15 protein-coding genes are annotated in these 23,121 nt (G+C 56.2%); 9 read left to right on the forward strand and 6 right to left on the reverse strand.

The annotated features are described in order from the left end of the window. Positions 1-29: 29 nt before the first annotated feature. From C4S74_RS06010 to C4S74_RS06040, 7 genes are all read left to right on the forward strand, one after another. On the forward strand, positions 30-1,784 hold the full coding sequence (locus C4S74_RS06010; protein ID WP_181024325.1) for a VWA domain-containing protein: 1,755 nt from the start codon (positions 30-32) through the stop codon (positions 1,782-1,784). 63 nt (positions 1,785-1,847) lie between these two features. Further along, positions 1,848-5,237, forward strand: a complete 3,390-nt coding sequence (locus C4S74_RS06015) for a tubulin-like doman-containing protein (RefSeq protein WP_103994448.1) — start codon at positions 1,848-1,850, stop codon at positions 5,235-5,237. A gap of 498 nt (positions 5,238-5,735) precedes the next feature. Further along, positions 5,736-8,291: a hypothetical protein gene (locus tag C4S74_RS06020; RefSeq protein WP_103994449.1), complete on the forward strand. Its 2,556-nt coding sequence runs from the start codon at positions 5,736-5,738 to the stop codon at positions 8,289-8,291. A 59-nt stretch (positions 8,292-8,350) separates the two neighbouring features. Further along, positions 8,351-9,634, forward strand: coding sequence for a VWA domain-containing protein (locus C4S74_RS06025; protein ID WP_103994450.1), 1,284 nt, complete (start codon positions 8,351-8,353; stop codon positions 9,632-9,634). A 144-nt stretch (positions 9,635-9,778) separates the two neighbouring features. After that, positions 9,779-10,414 (forward strand): hypothetical protein, encoded by a 636-nt coding sequence (locus C4S74_RS06030; RefSeq protein WP_103994451.1) that lies wholly within the window; start codon positions 9,779-9,781, stop codon positions 10,412-10,414. Positions 10,415-10,426: 12 nt separating this feature from the next. Beyond that, positions 10,427-11,689: a hypothetical protein gene (locus tag C4S74_RS06035; RefSeq protein WP_103994452.1), complete on the forward strand. Its 1,263-nt coding sequence runs from the start codon at positions 10,427-10,429 to the stop codon at positions 11,687-11,689. After that, positions 11,689-14,586 carry a cadherin-like beta sandwich domain-containing protein gene (locus C4S74_RS06040; protein ID WP_103994453.1) on the forward strand — a complete coding sequence of 966 codons (2,898 nt, stop codon included), beginning with the start codon at positions 11,689-11,691 and terminating at the stop codon, positions 14,584-14,586. The genes C4S74_RS06035 and C4S74_RS06040 overlap by 1 nt, the downstream gene beginning before the upstream one ends. A gap of 127 nt (positions 14,587-14,713) precedes the next feature. On the opposite strand, the gene C4S74_RS06045 is transcribed toward C4S74_RS06040, so the two are convergent. From C4S74_RS06045 to C4S74_RS06065, 5 genes are all read right to left on the reverse strand, one after another. After that, entirely contained in the window at positions 14,714-15,307 is a 594-nt protein-coding gene (locus tag C4S74_RS06045) for a YdeI family protein (protein ID WP_103994454.1), read from the reverse strand. A gap of 376 nt (positions 15,308-15,683) precedes the next feature. Beyond that, positions 15,684-16,118 (reverse strand): TIR domain-containing protein, encoded by a 435-nt coding sequence (locus tag C4S74_RS06050; RefSeq protein ID WP_103994455.1) that lies wholly within the window; start codon positions 16,116-16,118, stop codon positions 15,684-15,686. Between the two features lie 27 nt (positions 16,119-16,145). Then, complete coding sequence (locus C4S74_RS06055; RefSeq protein WP_258042402.1) at positions 16,146-16,991, reverse strand: glycine betaine ABC transporter substrate-binding protein; 846 nt, start codon at positions 16,989-16,991, stop codon at positions 16,146-16,148. Between the two features lie 38 nt (positions 16,992-17,029). After that, complete coding sequence (locus tag C4S74_RS06060) at positions 17,030-17,866, reverse strand: proline/glycine betaine ABC transporter permease (protein ID WP_103994457.1); 837 nt, start codon at positions 17,864-17,866, stop codon at positions 17,030-17,032. Next, a complete protein-coding gene (locus C4S74_RS06065) occupies positions 17,863-19,062 on the reverse strand; it encodes a glycine betaine/L-proline ABC transporter ATP-binding protein (RefSeq protein WP_103994458.1) in 1,200 nt (399 codons plus the stop codon). Before C4S74_RS06065 ends, C4S74_RS06060 begins: the two co-directional genes overlap by 4 nt. A 253-nt stretch (positions 19,063-19,315) precedes the next feature. Between C4S74_RS06065 and C4S74_RS06070 the strand changes: the two genes are divergently transcribed. Then, positions 19,316-19,909: a GbsR/MarR family transcriptional regulator gene (locus C4S74_RS06070; RefSeq protein WP_103994459.1), complete on the forward strand. Its 594-nt coding sequence runs from the start codon at positions 19,316-19,318 to the stop codon at positions 19,907-19,909. Positions 19,910-20,086: 177 nt separating this feature from the next. Beyond that, positions 20,087-20,458 (forward strand): hypothetical protein, encoded by a 372-nt coding sequence (locus C4S74_RS06075; protein ID WP_103994460.1) that lies wholly within the window; start codon positions 20,087-20,089, stop codon positions 20,456-20,458. Positions 20,459-20,712: 254 nt separating this feature from the next. Here the strand turns inward: C4S74_RS06075 and C4S74_RS06080 are convergent, their stop codons facing one another. Then, entirely contained in the window at positions 20,713-22,971 is a 2,259-nt protein-coding gene (locus C4S74_RS06080) for an AraC family transcriptional regulator (RefSeq protein WP_103994461.1), read from the reverse strand. Positions 22,972-23,121 lie beyond the last annotated feature (150 nt).

Raw genomic sequence — 23,121 nt, forward strand, 5'->3', positions numbered from 1 at the left:
CTTAAAGCTTTGGAGGAAACCATCCCGTGATGAAATTACAACGATACGCTCATATGGCTCTGACATTGCTGCTGCTTGTCATGGCGGTGCCGGGCGGAGTCTTCGCGGCGGATGCCGCTACCGATACGAAGATCGATGCCGTTCTCGCCGCGGACGTCAGTACTTCCATGAACGAAAGCGACGTCAACAAAGTCAGCTACGAAGCGATGAAAATGTTTGTGGACATGGCTTCCGTACAAGGAGACAAGATCGGCGTGGTCGCTTATACGGACCAGATTTTGAGAGAGAAGGCGCTGCTCAAGATCAACAACGCCGGCGACAAGCAAGATTTGAAAACCTTTATCGACCAGCTGACGCGCGGGCCCTATACGGACGTCGCGGTGGGGCTTAGCGAAGCGGTTAAGGTGCTGGAATCCGGCGCGGAACAGGGCCATGTGCCTCTCATTGTGCTGCTGACGGACGGCAACAACTCTCTGAATCCCGGCAAATCGCAGGCGGATTCGGACAAAGTGCTCAGCGAGGCCGTGCAGAAAGCCAAGGACAAGGGCATCCCGGTTTACACCATCGGGCTGAACGCGGACGGCAAGCTGAACAAGGACAAGCTGGAGTCGGTTTCCAAGGAAACGGGCGGCAAGCTGTTCGTCACCAGCTCGGCGGAAGATCTGCCGAAAATTTTGAGCGAAATTTACGCCAGCCATCTGAAGCTGAAGGTTGTTCCGCTGAAAGGTTTTACGGCAAACGGCCAGTTTCAGGACGTGAAAGTGACGATTCCGAACGGAAGCGTCCTGGAAGCGAACATCTCCATTATGTCCGGCAAGCCGGTGGAGGCCAAGCTGCTCGATCCCAAGGGCAAGGAGCAAAACATTCCGTCCGACAAAATCGTCTATACTTCGTCAAACGCCTATTCGCTGATCAAAATATTGAACCCTGCGCAGGGCGACTGGACACTGAAGATAAAAGGGGTTCCGCAGGAAAAAATCGACATCAATCTCGTGTACAACTATGATGTGCAGGTCGTGCTCGACACGCAGCTTCCCAAAACGGCCAAAGCCGGCGACAGCATAGCCGTCAAGGCTCACCTGGAGTCGGGAGGCCAGAAGGCGGCCGACGCCGAGCTGTACAAGAATGCCAAGGCTTCGCTGGTCGTTACCGACCTGGATACGAAGCAGGCGTCCGAAGCGCCTTTGAAGCTTACGGACAAAGGCATCGAGGGCAGCTGGAAAGTCCCGGATTCCCACGCTTACGAGGTGAAGGTGAAGGTGGAAAGCGCCAACTTCACCCGCGAATCCGCCCCCGCCTCCGTTTCCGCCAATAGCGGCGGAGCCGCAGCTCCGGGAGAGGCGTCCGGCGATAAAGGCGTCAATTGGGTGAAAACCGGCTCGTGGATCGCCGGGCTGGTTGTCCTGCTGGCGGCCGCCCTGTTCGGACTCGCTTTCTGGAAGAAAGCGAACAAGGGCTTTTTCGGACAGCTGGTCGTGGAGATCAAGGACGAAGAGACCGGGGAGCGGACCAACCCGCAGTACAAGAAGCTCAGCGGCTTCAAAGGCAAGGTTCAGCTCCACCAGCTGCTCTCCCTTGCGCCGGAATTTGCGGAAACCAAAGGCATCGTCTTCAAGCCGGGTCCGAACGACACGCTTCTTCTGTTTAATGAGTCCGCCTGCACCATCGAGAAAGGCGGCCGGGTCTTCGACGCCTCGAAAGGCAAAGAAGTCAAGAAAAACGACCGCATCCGCGTGACGGTTCCGAACATCCAGAAGTCCGTTTCACTGGAATATCTGAAATAAATTCCGCACTTACACCATGCTTAAAACCAATAAAAACAATGCACACATGGGGGGTCTTTTGCTATGAAAGCAACAGTCAGGGAACATATCCAGCAGCTCGACGTCTCTCTCGGCGGCGGAATTATCAGCGATAAAATCCGCGTCGATACGATCGACAACCCGATGCTCGTCATCGGTCTCGGCGGAACGGGCATCGATGCGCTGCTGCGCCTGAAATACCAGATCAACCGGAGATTCAAGCTGCCGGAGGATCCTTTTACGAAGAAAAAGAAAGAAAAGCCGAACAACGTCGAATTTCTCGCGATCGAAACGAACGAGCATGACCGCAACAAGAAATATAAGGGCATCGGACTGGATCCGCTCACGGAATTCGTGCTTCTGTCCAATGCCGAGATCGGCAGCGTTCTCCAGAACCGCAGCATCCTGGAGCCTTACATCAAGGAGTGGCTGTCGCCGGAGCTGACGATCACCGACGGCATCAACGGCGCTTCGGGCGTCCGTCAGGCTGGCCGCCTGCTGCTGTTCACGAAGATCGTGCAGGTCGTCCAGACACTGGAGCGCAAAATCAAAACCTTGTCCATCGGCACGAACAAGAAGCTGATGGTGTTCATTCTGACCGGCCTCTCCGGCGGTACGGGAAGCGGCTGCTTCCTCGACATTTCTTATATTGTCCGCGGCATTCTGGAGCGCGATTACGGCTCCGCGGGCGTGGACAAGGTCAGCCTGCTCGGCTATCTGTTTACGCCGGACGTAAATCTGGCGAACAAGAGCCTGACCGAGCATTCGCGCGAGTATATCAAGAAAAACGGCTACGCGGCGCTTAAGGAGCTCGACTACTGGATGAACGTCGACGAGCGCACGGAACGCTTCAAGCAGCAGTACGCGAATATCCTGACGGTCAATTCCCCGATGCCGCCTTTCAACCTGGCGCATCTCATTTCGGCGACCAATCTGGAAGGCAAGCTGCTGGAAAACGCGTACGACTACTGCATGAACGTGACGGCGGAGAATATCACCAACTTCATGGCAAGCGAGGACAAGCAGTCCGGCGAAGAATTTGCCATTCACGACTATATCAGCAACATCCGCACGAACATCAATCAGATGCCGAAAGCTTATGCCGCCAACTATCAGTACAACATTCTGGGAGCTTCTTCTGCGGTGCTGCCGATCGAGGAAATGACCACCTACCTGGCGTACAAAGTATTCAAGCGGATGGAAAAGATGTTCGACGCCGGCCCGTCGCAGGAAGAAGTCGAGAAGCTGGCGCACAAGCTGGGCCTCGATCCCGATTCGCTTCACCGCGAGTTCGACAAACGGGTTCCGGAGCCGATCCCGGGCTACCAGAACAGCGAGCGGCTCAGCTATTCGAACGTGATCAAGCAGCAGGTCGTCAACATCGACACCGAGCTGGAGCAGAGCTTCTTGTCGCGGGCGCGCGAGGAATACATCAAATCCCGCAAGCAGCTGCCGGGACAAGTGAAGGAAGCTTTCTCCGAGCAGGTGACGAAAATATTCCGGAATCCGGAACAGGGGCCGTTTTACGTGTCCCGGATCATTTTGCAGGACAAAGGCTTCTGCTTGCTGAAGCTGATTTCTTCCTATATCGAATCGCTTAAGGAAAGCTTGTACCGCATTCCGCGGGACATCCAGGCAGCCGAGGAAAATTCCGAGCAGAAAATGACCGAAGCGCGCAGCGCGTTCATTTCCAAGGACCGGAAGAAAGACGCTTATATCGAAGCGAAAATCCAGGAATACCTGCTGCACGCCGACCGTGAGCGGATGGAGCAGATGATCGAGTTTTACGAGGATTTGTACAATCTTATTAATCAGGAAAACTCCCGCATTTATCTTGTGTTTACGGAGCTTCTTTCCGAGCTCAACAAAATTTTCGAGAAAAACGGCGATATTCTCACCAGAGGCGACGAGGAAATCGACCACAAAGGCAACCGCACGTACTACTGGAACGTGGTCAGCGTTCCCGATATCGCGAAGCTGATCGGTCAGGTGACGGAAGACCGCAACGCGGACGAGCTGATCCGCGATTTCACGAACGAGCTGCTGGAGAAGTCCAACCAGTGGATCAAGGAGCAGGAGGTCGATGTCATCGGCTCCGTTTCCGAGTTCTTGACGGATCACTTCGGCGAGCTGATTACGAAATCGATGGAAGAGTATCTTGTTATCAAATACGGCCACGAAGATTCCATCGAGAAGCTGGTAGAAGGCCGCATCGCCAGCCGCTTGTACGAAGAGGCGAAGCCGGTGTTCCATCTCACGAACAGCTCGGGCCATTTCAACTTCCCTTCCTGGGGATTTGTCTCGGTTCCTGTCCAGGCCCCGAACATTTTCAAGGGCATCCGCAACTTCCAGGACAACGCGATCGCGAACTCGCGCTTTACGATTAAGGAAAGCGAAGTGAAGAACCGGATTTTCTGGCTCAATACGCAGAACGGAATTCCGCTCTTCCTGTATACGCCGCTTAAAGTGTACGAGGAAAGCTACGAGAGAACCATTCTGGAGCCGGAAGGCATCGGCCGCCATCTCGTGCAGACGGACCGCGTCAACTGGACGTATCTGCCGTCTCCGATTCCCGAGAAGTCTTGGGGCGAGACGTATGAGAACGGTCGCGTCAAGTCCTACAACGCGAGTGTCCGCAGCTTGTTCGACCGGGCCGTGGAGTACCGTACCGTCCGCCTGAAAGGCGAAGACAGCGGCACGATCAACCGCTACGAGTGCATGCTGACGAAGCCGTTCGATGTCGAAGCGTTTATCTCCGCCTATAATCTCCAGCTGAATTCGCAGCGTCCGAATTTCGGTGAGCTTCAGCGCTGCGTCAACGATTTGAAAGCTCTCCTTCAGAACGGCTTGGAGGCGGACCGGAGCAAAGACATCTTCGGCAGTGTCAACGAGGAACTGGCGAAAGAAAACCTCATCCGCTCGCCCGAACTGCTCAAGCAGGTAAGGGAAGAGGTGCGCAAGTACGACGGCATCGTCCGCAAAATCGGTGAGCTGGAGCAGGCCCTCAGCGCCCACCAGGACGAGGAGAAGTTCGTCGCGCAGTATATCGAAGCGATGTACACGTCCACCATTGCCAAAAAGGGCGCCCTGTACGTCTATGACCACGATGCGGACGAAGATCCTTGGGAGCCGTTCGTAAATCTCATGCAGACGAACAAGTTCGTTGAATACGAGATTTACAGCAAAATGCGCGCTCTCGACGCCAAGCGGCTCAGCCTGCTGCAGCGCAAATCATCCAGACGCAGCCAGGAGATGATCGCTTCCGAAGATATCTCGGGACTGGTGGAAACGCTGCGCGGCATGGCGGCCTCTTATCAGGAAGCCAAATCGGCGCTTGATTACGATCGTGCCGAATATGCGGCCGGAGAAGACATGTACCAGTTCTACAAGCTGGTGGCCGGTAAAGTAAACGATATGGTGAAAAGCTTGAAGTAGCGCAGGGAAGATAAATAGAACGAAGCAGAGACAACGCGATGGAAATTTAGCCGGAAACAACACGTGAAAAGCAGCAGGCAAATTAGCGGGAAACACAATAGAGTTGCCATGGAGTTTCGTGAATTATCGCGAAGTACTGTGGAGTATTGCAAAGTGCCGTGAAGTGCGGGGAGTGCCGCGAAGTACAGTAATGTACCGTGAAGTACAGTGAAGAACTACGAAGAACTACGAAGAACTACGAAGAACTACGAAGAACTACGAAGAATTGCGAAGTACTACGAAGAACTACGAAGAACTACGAAGAACTACGAAGAACTACGAAGAACTACGAAGAGTTGCGAAGAACTGTGAAGTGCGGCGAAGTGCCGTAAGAAATACGCAGTAATCACGCAGAACTTACGCGGTTTTTCCGCGGACAAAAGGATGCAGGCGGGACGGCGTGTTCACACGAACCGTCCTTCTCTGCCCTGACGCCCTAAGGATAGGAGTGAGGAAACCATGCGGGAGAAATTGGTGGCGTTCGCAAACGAATATGCCGCGGAAACGGACAGCACGGGTTTGGACGGAGATGAGCAGCGCAGCATTCACCATCCGCTCGTTTTTCTGTTCCTGGGCGATACGTCGGCGGAAGCCCTGCAGACCATGACGGAAATCAACAACCGCAGGTGGAACAACAGCACGGGGGTTGTTTATCTCCATGTCGGAACGGAGCGGCCCCGGGAAGTGTCCGGCAACCGGCAAACGGATCATAAGGCCGCGACCCGCGAGGATTGGCCACAGGCTGTCCCGCCGGTGACGGAACGTTCCGGGCAGGCCGCCCCGGATTACGGGGACCAGCCCCGCAGCGGAAAGCCGCACCGGGATGATTCCGGCGGCCCCGAAGCCGGCAATATCTACACCTGGACGCTGCCTGTCCCGGGGAAAAACCCGCGCACGGCAAGGCCTGACCTCCACGACACCTTCCGGTCCGACCGGGAAAAGCTGCTGGAGCTGAACGTGCTGCTGCGCAGAATGAACAGCCGGATTTCCGAATTCGGCAGGCTGTATTCGAATCTCCAGAGGCTGAACATTGCGGTCGTCACCAGACTCGACGACCCGTGCAACGTGCTGCTGCCGGAGCTGACCGCCCTGATGGAGACGATCTTCGGAGAGCACTTCCGCTCCGTCATCGTCGACCTGTACGGGCTGCTCGAAGAGAAGCAGGTCGGGGAGGAATTCGCTCTCCGCGCTTCGATGAGCTTCAGCTTCCTCAGGGAGCTGGACGTGCTGCAGAGCAGAGACTATACCTTCTCAAGCCCGCTTCAAGTGACGGGCGAAGGGATTACCCTTCCCGCTCAGCACGGCCCTTCTCCGCTTTTCGACACCGTCTATCTCTTGAGCGACAAGGATGAGCGGGGCATTTTTACCGAGAGCGGGATGAAAGGCAGCTACGAAACGATCAGCTCGCTGAATTTGCTGAAATACCGGCATATCAAAGCGGAGAACGAAGGCGACTCCTCCAAGCAGGGCACATACAACCATCAGCATTTCAAGCAAAATATAGCCCCGCCCGGAGAAGAAGGCGTCGGTTACGTATCGGCCGGGTATTCCAGAGTCAGCCGTCCGAATTCGGCGATCGCCCTGACTGTCCTCTATCATCTTTTCCGCCATGTGCGGGAGAAGATGGAGGATAACGTCCAGGGGGGCGCCCGCCTCCTGCCCGATCTGATCTCGATGGAACCCCAGTTGTGGGATCGCGAGATCGAATCGGTCGTACCCGGACGCGAGCAGGCCGTGGAGGAGATGTACGGGCTCATGCACGACCCGGTTTCCTACGGGGAGCTGAAGTCCATGTCTTTGAAAGAGGCGGAGCTTGCGCTATTTCAGGACAGTGCCCGCCGGTTTTTCGACATGAACGTCCGGCAGAGGGCGGAGGCGGCTTTCGCGGAACGCGGCTTCGCCAAGAGGCTGGAGCGCACCCTGAAGGAGCGCGTCGTAGACGATCCCGCTTACGGGTACTACGCTCTGCACGGCTGGCTTGCGGAGGAAGGCGGCGCCGTAAACCGCAGCCTGCTGGGCGAACTGAGGCAGCAGCTGAGGGACGCGGGAAACCGGGCCGAGCAGCTTCGCGGCGAGCTGGAGAGCTTTTACGGCGAGCGGGTGGACCGGCAGCCGATAGGCAAAGGCTCGCTGTTCGGCTGGAAATCCGACAAAGCCTCGGTAAAGAACCTGATCCGTCACCTGCTGGATGAAGCGTACGGATTAAGGCGCGACCTGCTCGTTCTGGAGCTGAAGCAGAAGCTCATGGCGGCGTACCTCGACAAGCTCGAGGAGCTGAGAGAGCGGGCGGCCGCGGCGGTCCGGCAGATGGACAGCCTGGAGAAGCTGCTGCGCGATACGAGCCGCAGCGGCATCACGGCGGCAAGCGACTATCTGGGCCGCAATATCAACGAGTATTACGAGCACGTGGTGAAGCAGATTTTGACGGAGATGGAAGGGCGGAGAGAGAGCCGGTTTTATTTCGACGAACGATTCCTGGGGAACGTCTCCGTTGAAATCGACCGGGATGCCGCTCAGTGGCTTCGGAAACTGATGGCCGCGGCCCGCCGGGACGTGCTCGTTCATCCCCTTTTCCATCAGACGTTCGAAGCGGAGCTGCTGGAGCGGGCCAACGTGGCCGCCAGCTACGACAACCGGGATGTGCTTTCGAAGGAAGACCTTTTCCGCGATCTGTATACGACGCTTGAAAACGAAGCCGCGGTCCGGATCGACGTGTATCATTCCACCCACCGCAACCGCCATGAAGAAAAATACTTTTTCGGCGATTCGCGCAGTGAATTTATCCAATATGCGTTTGCGGTTGACGGCGGAAGCCGGACGTACAAGCTCGGCTGCGTGCATGAGAAGAAACCGGGCGGGATCGAAAAGCTCCGGCTCATGGGCGGCTTCAGGCTGGAGGATCTTATGGTGTACCGGAACGGCAGGCGCTATTACGAAACATACACCGAGAACGGCTATCGTTTTCACAGCATGGAACTGCCCGAAACGGGAACGGACAGCACGAAACTTTCATAAAGGCCGGCTAGGTGACGGCACTCTGCTCGTAGGGCAATAAAGAAATGAGGGGGAGACCTGTGAAACAGAGAAAATGGAGTCCGCTGCTGACCTTATTCAGCGTAATCGGAGGATTCGTCGGATTTATCGTCGGCGAATTTATTTTGAGCCGCTGGGAAGGAATTTGGCATGAAACGGTGCTGATGGGGGTCTATTTCGGGCAGCTGGCCTTGTTTGTGGGCCTGTTCTGCCTCGTGGCGGAGATGATCTCGCCGCAGCTGAACGGAAAAAACTGGCGTCTGCGTTATGCGGGCGACGGCTGGAAGTTTCTCGTCCCGGCCACGCTCGTGATGCTGTTTATAGCGGGGGCGTTGTTCCAGGTTTTATACGGCTTTCAGGTGCTCGGCACGAAGAAGGCGCCGCAAAATTATGTGCTGGTCATCGATAAATCGGACAGCATGTCGCAGAACGATCCGCAGAAGCAGAGCCTCCAGGCGGCCAAGTCTCTGATCGGCCGGATGGACGGCAAAAACAGCGCGGCAGTGTTTACGTTTAATGAGGAAACGCAGCTTATCTCGCCGCTTACGAAGCTTGCCGGTTCCGGCCGGGAAGAAGTCCGCGGAAGGCTGGACAAAATCGGGGAGCCGACGGGCCAGACGGATATCGGCCGGGCTTTGTCGACCGTCATGGAGCAGTTGAAGAAGGACGGGGCGGCCGACAGTTCCTCTTCCGTTATTCTGATCTCGGACGGCTACAGCGATGTGAATACGGCCGAGGTGCTGGCTACGTTCGTTAAGGCGGGGATCGGCGTCCATACGGTCGGTATCGACGATTCCCAGACGGAAGGCATCCAGCTGCTCCGGCGCATCGCGGAGGAAACGGGCGGCTCTTTCCACGACGTGAAGAGCGCGGACCGCATCACGGACGCGTTCGAGCAGATCTATACGGCCCAGCAGCCGTGGCATCTGGCGGGCGAACGTCTCGGCGCCGCCGCTTCCGACGGGTTCCACGCATTTCTGCGGGTGGCCTTTATTCTGCTGATCGGTACGCTGATCGGTCTTGCGCTGGGCATCATCTTTGACAACCGCCATCTAGCGCTCAGCTTCGCCATCGGGGGGACGCTTGCGGGCCTCCTGGCCGGACTTGTGCTGGAAACCGGAATGCCCGGAACGAACATTCCGTTCTTTTACCGGGCGGTGGCGGACATCGTGCTTGCCTTCGTCTTGTCGCTGGGGGCTCTGATCGTCCCGGTCAGCACGAACGATTCTCATACGGGTCTGCGCAAAAATTATCAGCGGGCCCGGCTCGAAGAGGGAAGCTACGGCAGAAAAAACAGCGCACCGGCCAGCAAGAAGTTCCGCTGAACGAGCCGCCTGCAGGCATGAACGAGGCTGCTGGCAGCCAGGGCGAGGCGTAAATCGGCGATCGGGCTTCTGGAGACGGGAAAACGGCAGCGCCGGCGCACGGCAATTATACAAGTAGGCTAGTGATCAAGTGAGGCGATTGGCATGCAATGGGAAGAAATCAACGAAGAGAACCGGATCACGAAGCTGGCTTCGCAGCCGGCGCGTGAAGGCGAGTGCCTGCTGACGTGGCAGTGGCCGAAAGAAATCGGCGCTGTCTACGTGTACGGCTTCGAAAGCGGAAGCGAACAGCCGCCCGAGCAGTTGGCTCCGCATCAGCTGAAGCTGTATACGCGGGAAGAGTACAAGGCGGCCGGCGGGTACCGCGAGCGCATGGAGTATATCGGAATGCGGGGGTACCGCATTTTCCCGTGCGGCATGAAAGAAGGCCGCGTAACTCCTTACCGCCAGAGCGGCACGGACAACGCCATCCGGGTCAGCGCGGGCAAAGCCAGAATCCGGTATTCGGTTAAATACGGAGGCCGGTTGTTCGGCAAATACAAGTCCGCGAAAATTCAACTGTTTTGCGAAATTCCGGTACCGCAGGAAGCGCTCTGTTACGTGAAAAAGGAAGGCGGCCATCCGGCGGGCCGGCAGGACGGCACCGCTTATCCTTTCCGCCGGGATTTCGAGGCGGGTACGCAGACGCTCCCGGAGATCGAAATCGGCAAGCACGATTTTCTCCGGCTTTTTTTTACCGATTCCCGTTACGGGGATGTTTATGAACTAATCCAGGAATGAGGAGAGGCGCACATGCTAGGGTATCTGAAAAGTCTTTTCGAAAAAAAGCCGCCCGAGAAAGAGCGGCCGCCTTATTACAGCATCGTCTGCCCGTATTGTTTCAATAAATTCGAGCCCGACGACGTTGTGTTCCGGGCCAGTCATATCAAGGACAACGACGATGATTTCATGCTCCAGGAGGACCCGCGCCTGAACAGCTGGAGGCGCAAGTTCAATCTGTCCGAGGTGGATATGGAGGCGGTTATTCTGCCCTCGACGATTCCCGACTCGTACAAGACGTATGTACAGAATGTGCTTGTCGCCGTAACGGACCGTTACGGGGAGACGACCCGGCGGCGCTTGTGCCCGTACTGTCACAACGAGCTGCCGATTTCGGCCGGTAAGGTGCCGAGCAACATTATTTCGATCGTGGGCGCTTCGCAGGTCGGCAAATCCGTCTATATGACCTCGCTGATCCATACGCTCCAGCATACGACGGCTTCGAATTTTAACGCCGCCTGCATGCCGCTGAGCGCGGAAATTTCCCGTAAATTCCGGCAGCATTACCACGAGCCGATCTTCGAACGGGGCAGCATGCTGCAATCGACCAACCCGAACGAGCAGCAGGAGCCTTTTATATTCCAGTTCGTATTCAAGGATGAGCGCGAGGCTCCGCTGACGATCGTCTTTTTCGACGTGGCGGGCGAGGGTATGGTTCAAAGGGAATATCTCGATATTTATGCGTCTCATATCAAAAATTCGTCGGGGATTCTGTTTCTCGTCGATCCTCTGCAAATCCGGAGCATCCGGGACAAAATCCAGATCAATGTCGGCGGAGAGCAGGGTGAATTCGCCAACCGGTACGACGAACCGCGCGAAGTGGTCATTTCGCTGTTCGAGAATTTTATCGCCCACCAGAGCAACTCCAAGACAGACATTCCGACGGCGATCGTCCTGACGAAGAGCGATATGCTCCAGTATTTGAAAGAGGAAGACAGCGAGTACATCCAGCCGAACAGCAACGTATTCCGCAATGTCATCCACCAGGGCTATCTCGACGCATCCGAATTTGAGAACATTAACGGCGAAATCGGCCGTTTTATAGAAAAGGTAGACCGTCCGTTCAAGGACGCGGTCGATGTGTATTTTTCGAATACGGCTTACTTCGCGGTTTCCGCGCTGGGCACCAATCCCGTGAACAAGCAGATCTCCGGCGTCATTAATCCGACCCGGGTCGACGAGCCGTTCATCTGGCTGCTGCACAAGCTGGGCTATATCGCGAGGAGAGATGCGTGATGCGGAAAAACATTCAACAGCAGCTGTTTACGCGGGACCGCGAGGGTGTCTTCCGCACAAGCGAAGGATTCGATACGGTCGCGAAGTCGCCGGGGCTGGACAATTCCTTTATCAAATCTTCGCTGCATCCTTACTGCGTCTATAAGGCGCCGCAGGAGCTTCTGGAGCGCGGGGAAGAGAACTCCGGGCTGTATCCCGAGTCGGTCGTCGCTTACCATGCGGAGAACGGGGATTTCGTGATCGGCCGCAGCATCTACGTGGCGACGGACTTCACGGGACAGCGCAGCGCTTCCTTCACGCACCAGTATGTGGTTCCGAAGGAGCGCAAAGAGGCGTTCATCCGCGAACCGCGCCGCATTTTCGGAATCCGCGGCTTCCAGAGCCGCTACGACATCCGGTCCGGCAAGGACATTCCCGAGCTGGAGGATATTCCGTTCGAGGAGGAAGTCCGCGCCGGCGAAGGAGACAAGCTGCTGGGGACGCTCGGAATCGACCGGGAGCTGTTCCGTCAGCTCGTCTTCGCGGTGCTGTCGTCCGTGGCGAATAAGAAGAAAGTGTTCATTTCCCTGAACACGGACATCTCCGAAAGCGCCATTTACGCCAAGCGCCTGCTGGAAATCGTGTACCGCAGTCTTCCTTACGCGGTACGCCGCCAGCTCGGCTTCATGACCTTCAACAGCGAGCCGGAAGCGAAGCAGCATCTGCACGTCGTGTTCACGGAGAAGGGGAGCATCCGCCTGCCCGACCGCAAAATCGAGAAAGATTATATTTTCGATTTCGCCGGCGGCCGCTTTCTGAACACGGAGCTGCCTGCCGAAGATCACGCGTATCTGGATTATGTGTGGACTCACCGCAATGATCCGGCGGAGCTCCGGAAGTATTTCGACTTCTGCGACGAAGCGGTCTCGGGGCTGGATACCCAGACTGTAGTAAGCGCCGCAGCCTATTCCCGGCTGTGCGTCCTGTATGAGATCGAACAAGGCCGCACGGAGCTGTACGAACGGGACCGGGCTGCAGCCATGAACGGGATTTTGTCGTTCCTTACGACCGAATCGTCCCCACGCAAGCCGCGCCTGAAGGAGCTGTTCGTCGGTCTTCTCACCCGCGAGGCGTCGGACCGGGAACGTACAGCCGGGGCGGATTACGTGGAAGCCGTGCTGGGCTACGAGAAGTTTGCCGAGCCGCAGGTGAAGGCGCTGATCGTACGCTGCCTCGGCATCTTCGTTTCCCGTGCCGCCGATTCGGCCGCGGGCGACGGCGTCGAGAGCGCCGCCCCGCTGCTCGATCTGCTGGCCGCCCATCCGGCTGCTTTCGCCGCTGTATTCGACGGGCTGATGAAGAGCCGCCCCGCATTAGGCGAAGGCTACATCCGCTACCGGATGAAGCGGATCAAGTCGGTGCAGGCTTTTACCGGCGAGGTCGGCTTCTGGCAGTCGCACAGCGAAGCGCTGATGGGAGAAGAACTGTTCTCCCGGGAAGCTTACGATCCGCTGCGCAAGCTTATGCGGACGGATCTCAGGAAGAAAGTCGCTCTGGCCCGGACGTTAACCGAGTATTTTGAACAGTTGAGACAAAATTCGGCCGGAGAGAAGCGGCACGGCGTGAGGCAGTTCAGCCGGTGGATGAAGCTTGCCGTGCATCTGGAGCTGGTGGACGACTTGAAGCCCAGCGGCCTCGGCATCGAAGATATCCAAGGGCTGGGCTTTCTGCTCGATCCGGTCAATCCGGACCTGAAAGGTCACGCGTCGCGCGATCAGGAGGGGGTTCTCCGCGTCTTGCAGGCGGCGTACAAGGTGCTGACGCTGGACGGGAAGAAACAGTCCGAAGCGGAAGATGTTATGGCCCGTCTGGACCCCGTCGATTTGGACCGGGCGCAGCTTCTTCTTCAGAAGCTGATGCAAAACGAGGTCACACCCGCCCGCTTCGGACAGCTGGTAACGGCTTTCCATAAACCGGGTACCGGCGGAAGTCCGGATCAGCAGCCCGGCTACGATTACGAACGGCTGTTGAACTTTGTGGCCTCGGCCGGGCAGGGAACGGACACGTTTACGGATTTCGCCGCCTGGTCCGCGGAGGACATCCGTTTCCAGGACGGGAAGGGCGCCGTTCATCCGCATTACAAGGCGGCACTCAGCCGCGCGTTCGATGTTCACGCTCCGCAGGCTTTCCGCAACAAGGCTCTATCCCGGAAGCTGCTGGAAACCGGCAATCCTTCATTCGCGGCTTTGTTCGAAAGCGTGAAATTGCGGCAGTCGGGCAAATGGGCCCGGATCTGGGCGAAAAATAAACGGAAAATCGTGCTCAGAGGTTCCCTTTTTCTCGTTCTGTTCATCGCCATCATCGCCGTGCTGTGGAAGCCGGTGTCGGATTGGATGGCTCCGACTCCGGTCGTTATCGTGGGAGATCTTCAGGAGAAAACCGGCAGCGAGACGGTGACGGTCAAAGCCTCGCTGAAGGAGCCCGATAAAAATACAAAGCTGTATGTCAACGATAAGATTATCGAGAACGGGAGCATCGACCTGAAACTGAACGAAGGGGAGAATCCCCTTGTATTCAAGGCGGTAAGCAAGTCCGGCAAAGACTCCGAAACCGTGAGCAAAAAGGTGACCCTTGTGCCGCGCCCCCTGCTGAAAGCGGAGCAGCCGCCATTGACGGTGAAAGCGGCCAAAGTCACCGTGACGGCTAAAGCGGAGGACGGCAACGATCCGAGCCCGGAAATTTATATTAACGGGCAGCTTGCCGGCACCGGCAGCGTTTCCCAGCAGGTTCAGCTGATCCCGGGAGACAATCCGATTGAGATTACGGCGAAAAACAAGCTGGGCCGCCTGAGCGAGCCCGTCCGCTACACCGTGAAATCGAACGCTGTGCCCTTGGGTCCTCCTGCCGGAACGAGGTAGAAGCCCGGTGCGGCAGGCAGGTCTTTTTAACCGGTACGAATAAAAAAGAGCCATCGTCTATCGCCAGAAGGCGGCCTCATCCGGTTCGGAGGGCCGCTTTTTTTATGTAAGCTATAGTGAGCCGGCACTAATCGTTTAATCCTTTTCCATCGAGTATTTGCTGCCTGTATTTCTCGATTCTTGACACGCGGGTTTTGGATTGTTTGGGCTGGGAAAAATAAAAAATGTAGGCTCTTTGACGTCCCGGCGTCAAGGCTTCAAAAGCGGTTTTCAAGGCGGGGGTTTCATCGAATGTGGTTTGAAGTTCTTCGGGGATGACATATTCGTCAGTCTTTTTGAAATTCACTTCCAACCCGGCTTTTTCGACCTCGACGGCTTCATGAATATAAGCTTTCAAGACGGGTTCCAGCTCGGCGATTTCCTGCACATTGGCGAACCTGATCTGGCGCCCCGCCTGTACGTTCTCGGTTTGTTGGATGAGAATACCATAGGGATCTTTTAACAAGGAGCCTTTGTGAAACAGAAGCGCGCAGTAGTCTTTAAACCCATGTATGAGAACGATATTTTTATTCTGAAACGTGTAACAAGGGTGCATCCACTTAAAATCTTCTTGGAGCCCGCAGTCAAGAACGATGCTTCTCAGCTTCTCATATTCTTCTTTCCACCTTTTGGACTCCCTTAAAAATTCCTCGACTTTAGGGTTTAGTGTGCGGTTTGTCATTCTGGAACACCCCTGTTCATTTTTTTTCTTTGTATTCGACGCTGTGCCTCGGTACTCCTTGCCGTCAAGCCAGCGAATTCATGCCGGGCCTGGCTATGCTCTGCCAATTTGCAAACCGGATATTCAAGTGGGGATGGAGGCGCCAGGTACCCCGTGCTTCATTTCGGAAAAACCTGCTGTCCTCCTAAAGTCAGCATGCCACAAAGTCGAGCAGAGAAAACGTATCGGGTAAAGGACGGAAACCGGGCTTGATAAATGAGCTCAAACGGGTACCCCTCCATATATATTCTCCTCACGGTATACACGCATCATGCCCGAAAAAGTGACTAACAAAAACCCCACTGTCCGGAAGGACAGTGGGGTTCGGCATGCGGGCTTATGGCGCGGACAGTTCCAGGATCGCCTGCGCGACCGCTTCCGCGTCCCAGCCGACAATCCGGTCGGCGTTCTGCTTCACGATCAGGGAAGGCGCTCCCGAATCCGGGGTCCGGACGGCTATAAGCGGCTTGTTCATTTCGCTTGTGGCCGCGATGATTTCTTTGTTGATCCATTTGCTGTAGGCGGAAGGCGCATCAGCCGGAATAAGCACGGCCTGGCAGAACTTCATCTTGCCGCGTACAGCCTCGTAGAGGGACCGCTCGTTATCCGCGTCCACCGCCGGATGATCTTCCGGCAGCAGAAACGTATCGAAGCGTAAACCGCGTCCGCGGCAGGTTTGCAGCAGCGCGGCCAGTCCGCGGCAGGCCGACCTGTCATTCCAGGCACAGCTCAGATACAGGCTGGTTTTATAAGGCTTTGCCGGGGGCAGCACATGGATCGCCTCCTTGGAATCGCGGTTTTATTCGATGCCCTTGATCCAGGCGTTCACTTTGTCGGCGTTCGCGTCGGCCCATTCCTTGGCCGCATCTTCCGGCGATTTGCCTTCCTGGATAGCGACCATCACCTTGGCCATGTCGTCCGGGGTCCATTCGAACTGGTCCAGGAACTTGTAGGCGTTCGGCTGATCTTCTTTCAACCCTTTGCGGGCAAGGGTGCGGATCTCTTCTTCGCCGCCGTAGACGCCTTTGGGATCTGCCAAATATTTCAGCTCCATCTTGGCGAACATCCAGTGCGGCGTCCAGCCGGTAACGACGACCGGCTTCTGCTCTTTATACGCCTTTTGCAGCTCCTGCGCCATGGCGGCCGAAGAGCTTTCAACGAGCTTGTAGCCGGAGAGGCCGTAGTCGGCGACCGCTTTTTCCGTGGACATCATAATGCCCGCTCCGGGTTCGATCCCGATGATCTGGTTGTTCAGCGACGCGCTGACATCTGCTTTCTTGAGATCCTCGATCGAGTCGATCTTCATATAAGCGGGAACGGCGAGTCCCGTCTTCGTGCCTTTCAGGTTCGCACCGAGATCCTCCACGCTGGATTTGTATTTCTCCAGGTAGGAGGCGTGAGTGCCGGGCAGCCAGGCGGCTACCATGGCATCCGCGCTTCCGTCGGCGATACCGGCCCACATCGGCCCGGCGTCCACCTGAAGCATTTCGACTTTGTAGCCCAGTTTGCTCTCCAGGACGTACTTGACGACGTTCGTGCTGGCAATTTCCGAATCCCAGGCTACGTACGCGAGCTTGACGGATTTGCCTTTGGCGCCTCCGGTTGAACAACCGGCGACGAGTGCAACGGCGAGAACGACGGACAACAACAAACTCCACTTTTTAAAAATAACGAGAACACCCCTTATTTCGATTTTTTCTTTTTAAACACATTCTGGGTCAAACGGTCCAGCAGGATAGCCATAATGACGATGGCGATACCGGCTTCGAAGCCGACGCCGGTCTTGGCCTGCGTGACGGCACGATAAACGTAAGCGCCGACGCCCTGCGCGCCGATCATCGACGAGATGACGACCATGGACAGGGACAGCATGATAGTCTGGTTCACGCCGGCCATGATGGTCGGCATCGCGATGGGAAGCTGCAGCTTGACCAGCTTCTGGGCGGGTGTCGAGCCGAAGGCGTCGGCCGCCTCTACCAGCTCTTCCGGCACCTGCCGGATACCGAGGTTGGTCAGGCGGATCGTAGGCGGAATCGCGAAAATGATCGAAGCGATTACGCCCGGCACGACGCCGAGAGAGAAGAACGACACGGCGGGAAGCAGGTAGACGAAGGCGGGCATCGTCTGCATGAAGTCGAGCACCGGTGTTACGATATTTTGCAGCAGCGTATGACGCGCGCAGAGAATCCCGATCGGCACCCCGATCACGATGGACAGGATGGACGCCGTCAGGACGAGCGCAAGCGACTGCATGGACAGCTCCCAGAAGCCCAGGTTGTCGATCAGCAGCAGGCCGATAAACGCGAAAAGCGCGATCCGCCAGCGGCCGATCCAGTAGGCAAGCGCCGTGATCAGAATGATCAGAACGAGCGCGGGAAGCACGGTCAGAGCGGTCTCGATGGAGCCGACCATAGCGGCGATAACCGCTTTGATGGCGCCGAAGAGCGGTCCGAAATGATCGGTGAGCCAGCTTTCGAGGAATTCGATCCAGCGGCCGAGCGGAAGTTTAGGCAGGTTCATCGCGCAACACCCGCTTCCGGTTCCGCATTTCCGGCCAGGGCCGAAAGTACCGCTCCTTTAATGACGATGCCTTTCAGCCGGTCTTCCTCGTCGACGACTGCAACGGGAAGCCGGGTTTCGGACATCATTTCGAACAGGTCGTTCAGAAGTGTTCCGGGTGAAACAGTCGGAATAGAACGCTGCATGACCTGCTCCAGCGATTTGCCTTCCTTGAGAGCCTGGAGGGCGTCCTCCGCAGTGACGATTCCGAGAAGCTTCATCCCTTTGCTCGTCAGGTACAAGCTGGACACGCCGCTGTCGCGCATAAGCTGAAGGGCTACCCGCGGTCCTCTTTCGAGGGAGATCGTTTCCGGCTTTTTCATCACATGGGCCGCCGTAAGGACTTTGGACAAATCCACGTCTTCGACGAAGCGCTCCACATACTTGTTGGCCGGCTGAATGAGAATTTCCTCAGGCGTGCCGATCTGGACGATAGTGCCGTCTTTCATAAGGGCGATCCGGTCTCCGATGCGCAGCGCTTCATCCAGATCATGTGTAATGAAGACGATCGTTTTCTTTAATCTGGACTGGAGCTCCAGCAGTTCGAGCTGCATATCCTTGCGGATAAGCGGGTCCAGCGCGCTGAACGCTTCGTCCATAAGCAGGATTTCGGGGTCGTTGGCCAGCACGCGGGCGAGGCCGACGCGCTGCTGCATACCGCCGCTGAGCTGGTCCGGACGGCTGTCTTCCCAGCCTTCGAGTCCGACCGACTTCAGAGCGGTGCGTGCCATTTCGGTTCTTTTTTTACGTTCGACACCCTGAATTTCAAGTCCGTATTCCGCATTTTCAAGTACGGTCCGGTGCGGGAAAAGAGCGAATTTCTGAAAAACCATTCCGATATTTTTCCGTCTGAATTGACGGAGCTGCTCCGGGTTCATTTTAAGCACATCGGTTCCGTTAAAAAGAACCTGGCCTCCCGTCGGCTCGATGAGCCGGTTTAACAGACGGACGAGCGTCGATTTGCCGCTTCCCGACAGTCCCATAATGACGAAGATTTCTCCTTGCTCAATCGAAAATTCCGCCTTATTGACCCCCACGGTCAGTCTGTGTTCTTTCAAAATCTGTTCTTTGGTGCGGCCTTGATCCAGCAGGGTCAAAGCTCTCTTGGGGTCCGATCCGAATACTTTGGTAAGTTGTTTTACCTCAATGATAGGCATGTGGACCTCCTTTCCTGGGTCTTTTGACTGGCTTGCTGACTTGTTTCAGTGTAACGGCATTCTTTTTTGACCGTCAAAGTCCGTATAAGCTTATAAATGTTTGTACAGTTTTAACTTTACGTACGATACGTTAAGTATACTCCGTATAACGCCGTATTCCTTCTTTCGTGTTTTCTTTACTTATCGAGGGGACTTTGATTACAATACAATTTAGAGGTTGAGAAGCAGCAGCTTGTTCCTCAGGAGGGAAACCATGAACGATCTCAGCGGCTTTACGACAGAGCAGAGCCAGAAAATTCAAAAGAACCGTGAACGGGTTATTGATTCCATCGGGAAAAATATGGATTTATACGGCATCACCTTGTCCATCGGGCACTTATATGGTTATATGTATTTCAATAACGGCCCCGTCACACTGGATGAACTCAGCAAAACGATGGGGATGAGCAAGACATCCATGAGCACCGGCGTCCGGACGCTGATGGATTTGAAAATGATCGATAAGGTATGGGGAAAAGGCACACGCAAAGACCTGTACGAGGTGGAACCGGACTGGTACCAGAATTTCAGCGATTTTTTCTCCATTAAATGGCGTAAAGCGGTGGAGGGGAATATGAACGCCCTCAACAAATCGCTCGTCGAGCTGCGGAATATGAAGGAAGAATATGAGGGAAGCCCGGAGCTTCAGGCCGTGCTGGAAGCGGACGAAGCCAAAATCGCTCACGCCATGGATTATTACAAGTGGCTGCTGAGGCTGATCGAGGCGATGGAAACCGGTAAAATCTTCGAGCTGATTCCGAAAGAGCCCCGGGAACCCGGCCGGACAGAGCATGGCGGAAAAGAATAGAAAAAGGACAAGCATGGGCTTGTCCTTTTTTTGTTTTGGAGAGGATGCAAGCGGTACGGGAGAAAGCGGAATTACCGGGAGGAGAGCGGTGCTGCGGGCCGGAGTTTGAACCGGCCCCTAAATAGCTTATTATAGAAGGAGTATAAGCTTATACTTCACCCTTAGGAGTGGGACCGGATGACCTTAAATGAAAAGATTGCCGCTTATGTCGAATTGATGAATGAAGCCAGGGAAATTTCGAACAGGGCAAACAGCCGGGCCTACGAACTCCGGCAAACAGCGGTTCGGATAGGTTTCGAAGCTACCGCCGCGGCTGAACATGCCGCTCTTATGGCGGAAATCGTGAGGGAGAACACGGAATCCGGCTCCTTATCGAAGCTGATCCATGCCAGCCGCGAGGCCGCATCGAAAGCCGCGGAAGCTACGCTGAAGGCTTTGGAAGCCATCAAAGCGGCCAACGTGGCGGATCATGAAGCGACCGAGGCTTTCGAACGCACGCGTGAAGCGGCGGAGAAGCTGACGGAAGCCCTTCAGATTGAGGGATATTGATCGGAGCGCGTGAGCGATGAACGCCATCGCAAGGGCACGAATGCACCTCGCGATGGCAAGCGCGAAATCGCAAGGGACGAACGCGGCTTGCGATGTCAAGGCAAGAGCGTATTCACTGTCACGAACGTAAGCGCAATTGCGCCGGCAAACCCCAATGTAATCGCAAGTCACCATGGCAGTCGCAAAGCCGAACGCAGTCGCAGCGGCAAGCCGCAATCGCATACGCAAAAAGCGCCTCCAAGGGGCGCTTTTTTTTATTCTGCGGCGTTCAGCTTGGCGGCTCTGCGGTATTCGCCCGGCGTCTGCCCCGTCCACTTTTTGAACATGCGGTTGAACGACGTGATGTTCCGGTAGCCGATGCGCAGACCGACTTCCACAATGTTAAGCTGAGTTCCGCTCAGCAGCTCCTGCGCTTTGGAAACCCGGATGGCGTTCAGATGGTCGCTGAAATTCGCGCCCGTTTTTTCTTTGATGTAGACCGATAAATAAGCGCTCGACATCCGGAGGCGGTCCGCAAGATTTTCGAGGGAGAGCTCGTCCCCGTAGCCGTCCCGGAGCGTGTCCATAACGAAGCGGATCACGGGATCTTCCGTATCTTTCTTCTCGTAAATGAGCGAGGCCGCGGAGAAGAACAGCTCCCGGTAGCCCTCGATATAGTCTTCGAAGGTGCAGCACTCCTTGAGCCGCCGCATAAGCGGTTTGACGGGCCAGGCAGCGTCCTGCGCGATTTTGTAGATATCCATAAGCTTCCAGATCTTGGCCGCGATGGACTCCGCAAGCTGCCTGTACTGGACGACGCCGGCCCCGGACTCGCGCATTTCGGCAAGCTGGCGGCCGATCAGCTCCAGGGCGCCCTTGTCGTCCCCGGCCTGAAGGCAGGCGTTCAGCTCCTGCTCCCGGGCGGGGCTCAGCGCGCAAGCCTGCAGGCCCGAGCGCGTTTCCAGAATGACCTGCGTTTCCTCCGCAAGGGTAGCCTGGCCCGCTCTTTCCAGCGCCTGCCGGTAGGCATCGTTGAACTGGGAAGCGTGCTCGAACCGCGAGCTGACCGCCACGGCCGCCAGGCACTGTTCCTTATCGGAATCGAACAGATGACGGATGTCCGCGAGCATGGCCTGAAGCGTGTCCGGCGAGGCTGCGCCGCTGATGACCGTCAGGATCTGGTTCTTCTCCATCTGGAACGTGTGCGATCCGGGACAGTGTTCTCTCAGAAGCACATCGAGATGCTCGCGGTAATAAGACGCAAGCCGCTCGTGCGGGACGGGTTCCTCTGCCGGTTTGGCCTGGCGGAACCGGAGTTCATAGACGATAATCTGGAAGCTTTCGTCGCTGGCGATAAAATCCTGCCACTCGTGAATATCCGTATGAATGCTTCTCAGCTTGTTAATGTAGCTGTACTTCGTAAGAAGCGACTGCCGGCTGCGGAGCTCGCTGCGGATTTCGGTCTTTTCCCTGAGAAGATCGGCGATCTTCTCCTGAATGAACGCGAATTCCCGGATCGCGCTGGGCTCCCCGCCGCCGCTCCCGCTCATAAATGCGGAAACCAGCTGTTTCACGGGCCGGTTGATGCGGCGGCTGCTCAGCAGGGAAACCGCAAGGGCGATGCCGAGCGACAGGAGGAAAATCGCCAGCAGCGTCCCGTTCAGCTTACGGAGCTGGGAGGCCATGCTGGCATTGGAGACGCCGGTGATGTAAGTCAGCCCGTCGTCTCCTTTGTGGCGGAAATAAACCATTCCGTCCGCCTCGGCGGTTCCGCGTTCGTCTTCAAACGCGGGAAGCACGGGCGGCTTACCCTCTTGGCCTGTGCCGAAAAGAACGCTTCCATCGCCGTTCAGCACATAAAACAGGCGCCCGTCTCCGCCTTCGCCTAGAAAATCGCGCTGCGTTTTATCCACGTCGAGATAAGCCGTAACGAGGTAACCGCCACCGCTCAGATGAAAACTGACGGGCAGCAGCTTCTTCTCGGCAGGCGAATTCCAGACGGTCTTGAAATCGGCCGCGGGCAGCAGAGAGAACGAATCCGCCGATTTCAGGCGGTTTTCCCAGAAGCCGAGCGGATAAGCGGCGCTTTTGTACAGCCGGTTGTACTGGTCTTCGGCACCGCTGCTGCCGTCCTTATCGAGCGTGACGCCATGGGGCAGAAAATATACCACGAGATTGTCGAGAAACAAATGCGGATTCGCCGTATCCGAGCGGAGCCGGGCAACGATGCTTTTCGCCTCCAGATAACGGAGTTCTTCTTCCGTCGCGCCTTGCAAATGCCGGTTGAAAGCAACCACGCCGGGATCGTTATAGGTATTGAAAAGAAGCGTTTTGATCCGGGAAAAATGGGTGCTGTATTTTTCGGCCGTATTTTTAAGCATGGACTGGTTATGAGCGATAATTTCGCCGTGATATTTGGTTTTGAAATAAGCGAAGGCCGCCAGGTCGAACGCGGCAAACAATCCTATAATGACGAGAAAACTGATCAGCGTCGCAAGGAACAGGGAGGTTGGTCTTGTTTTGTTGAACGGCATCGTGTAGGGACTCCTTACTCGTTTGGTGGAGAAGCGGCTGGTCTTTCTCTATTGTACGAGCCGAATGTTAGGGGAGTGTATACGGACGGAACAATTTGCCGCTCCCTTGCAGCCATAGTCAGTCTGGAGTCATAATGGGAGCCCCTCTGT

Origin of the sequence: Paenibacillus sp. UNC499MF (assembly GCF_900107975.1) — a bacterium.
Taxonomy (GTDB): domain Bacteria; phylum Bacillota; class Bacilli; order Paenibacillales; family NBRC-103111; genus Paenibacillus_F.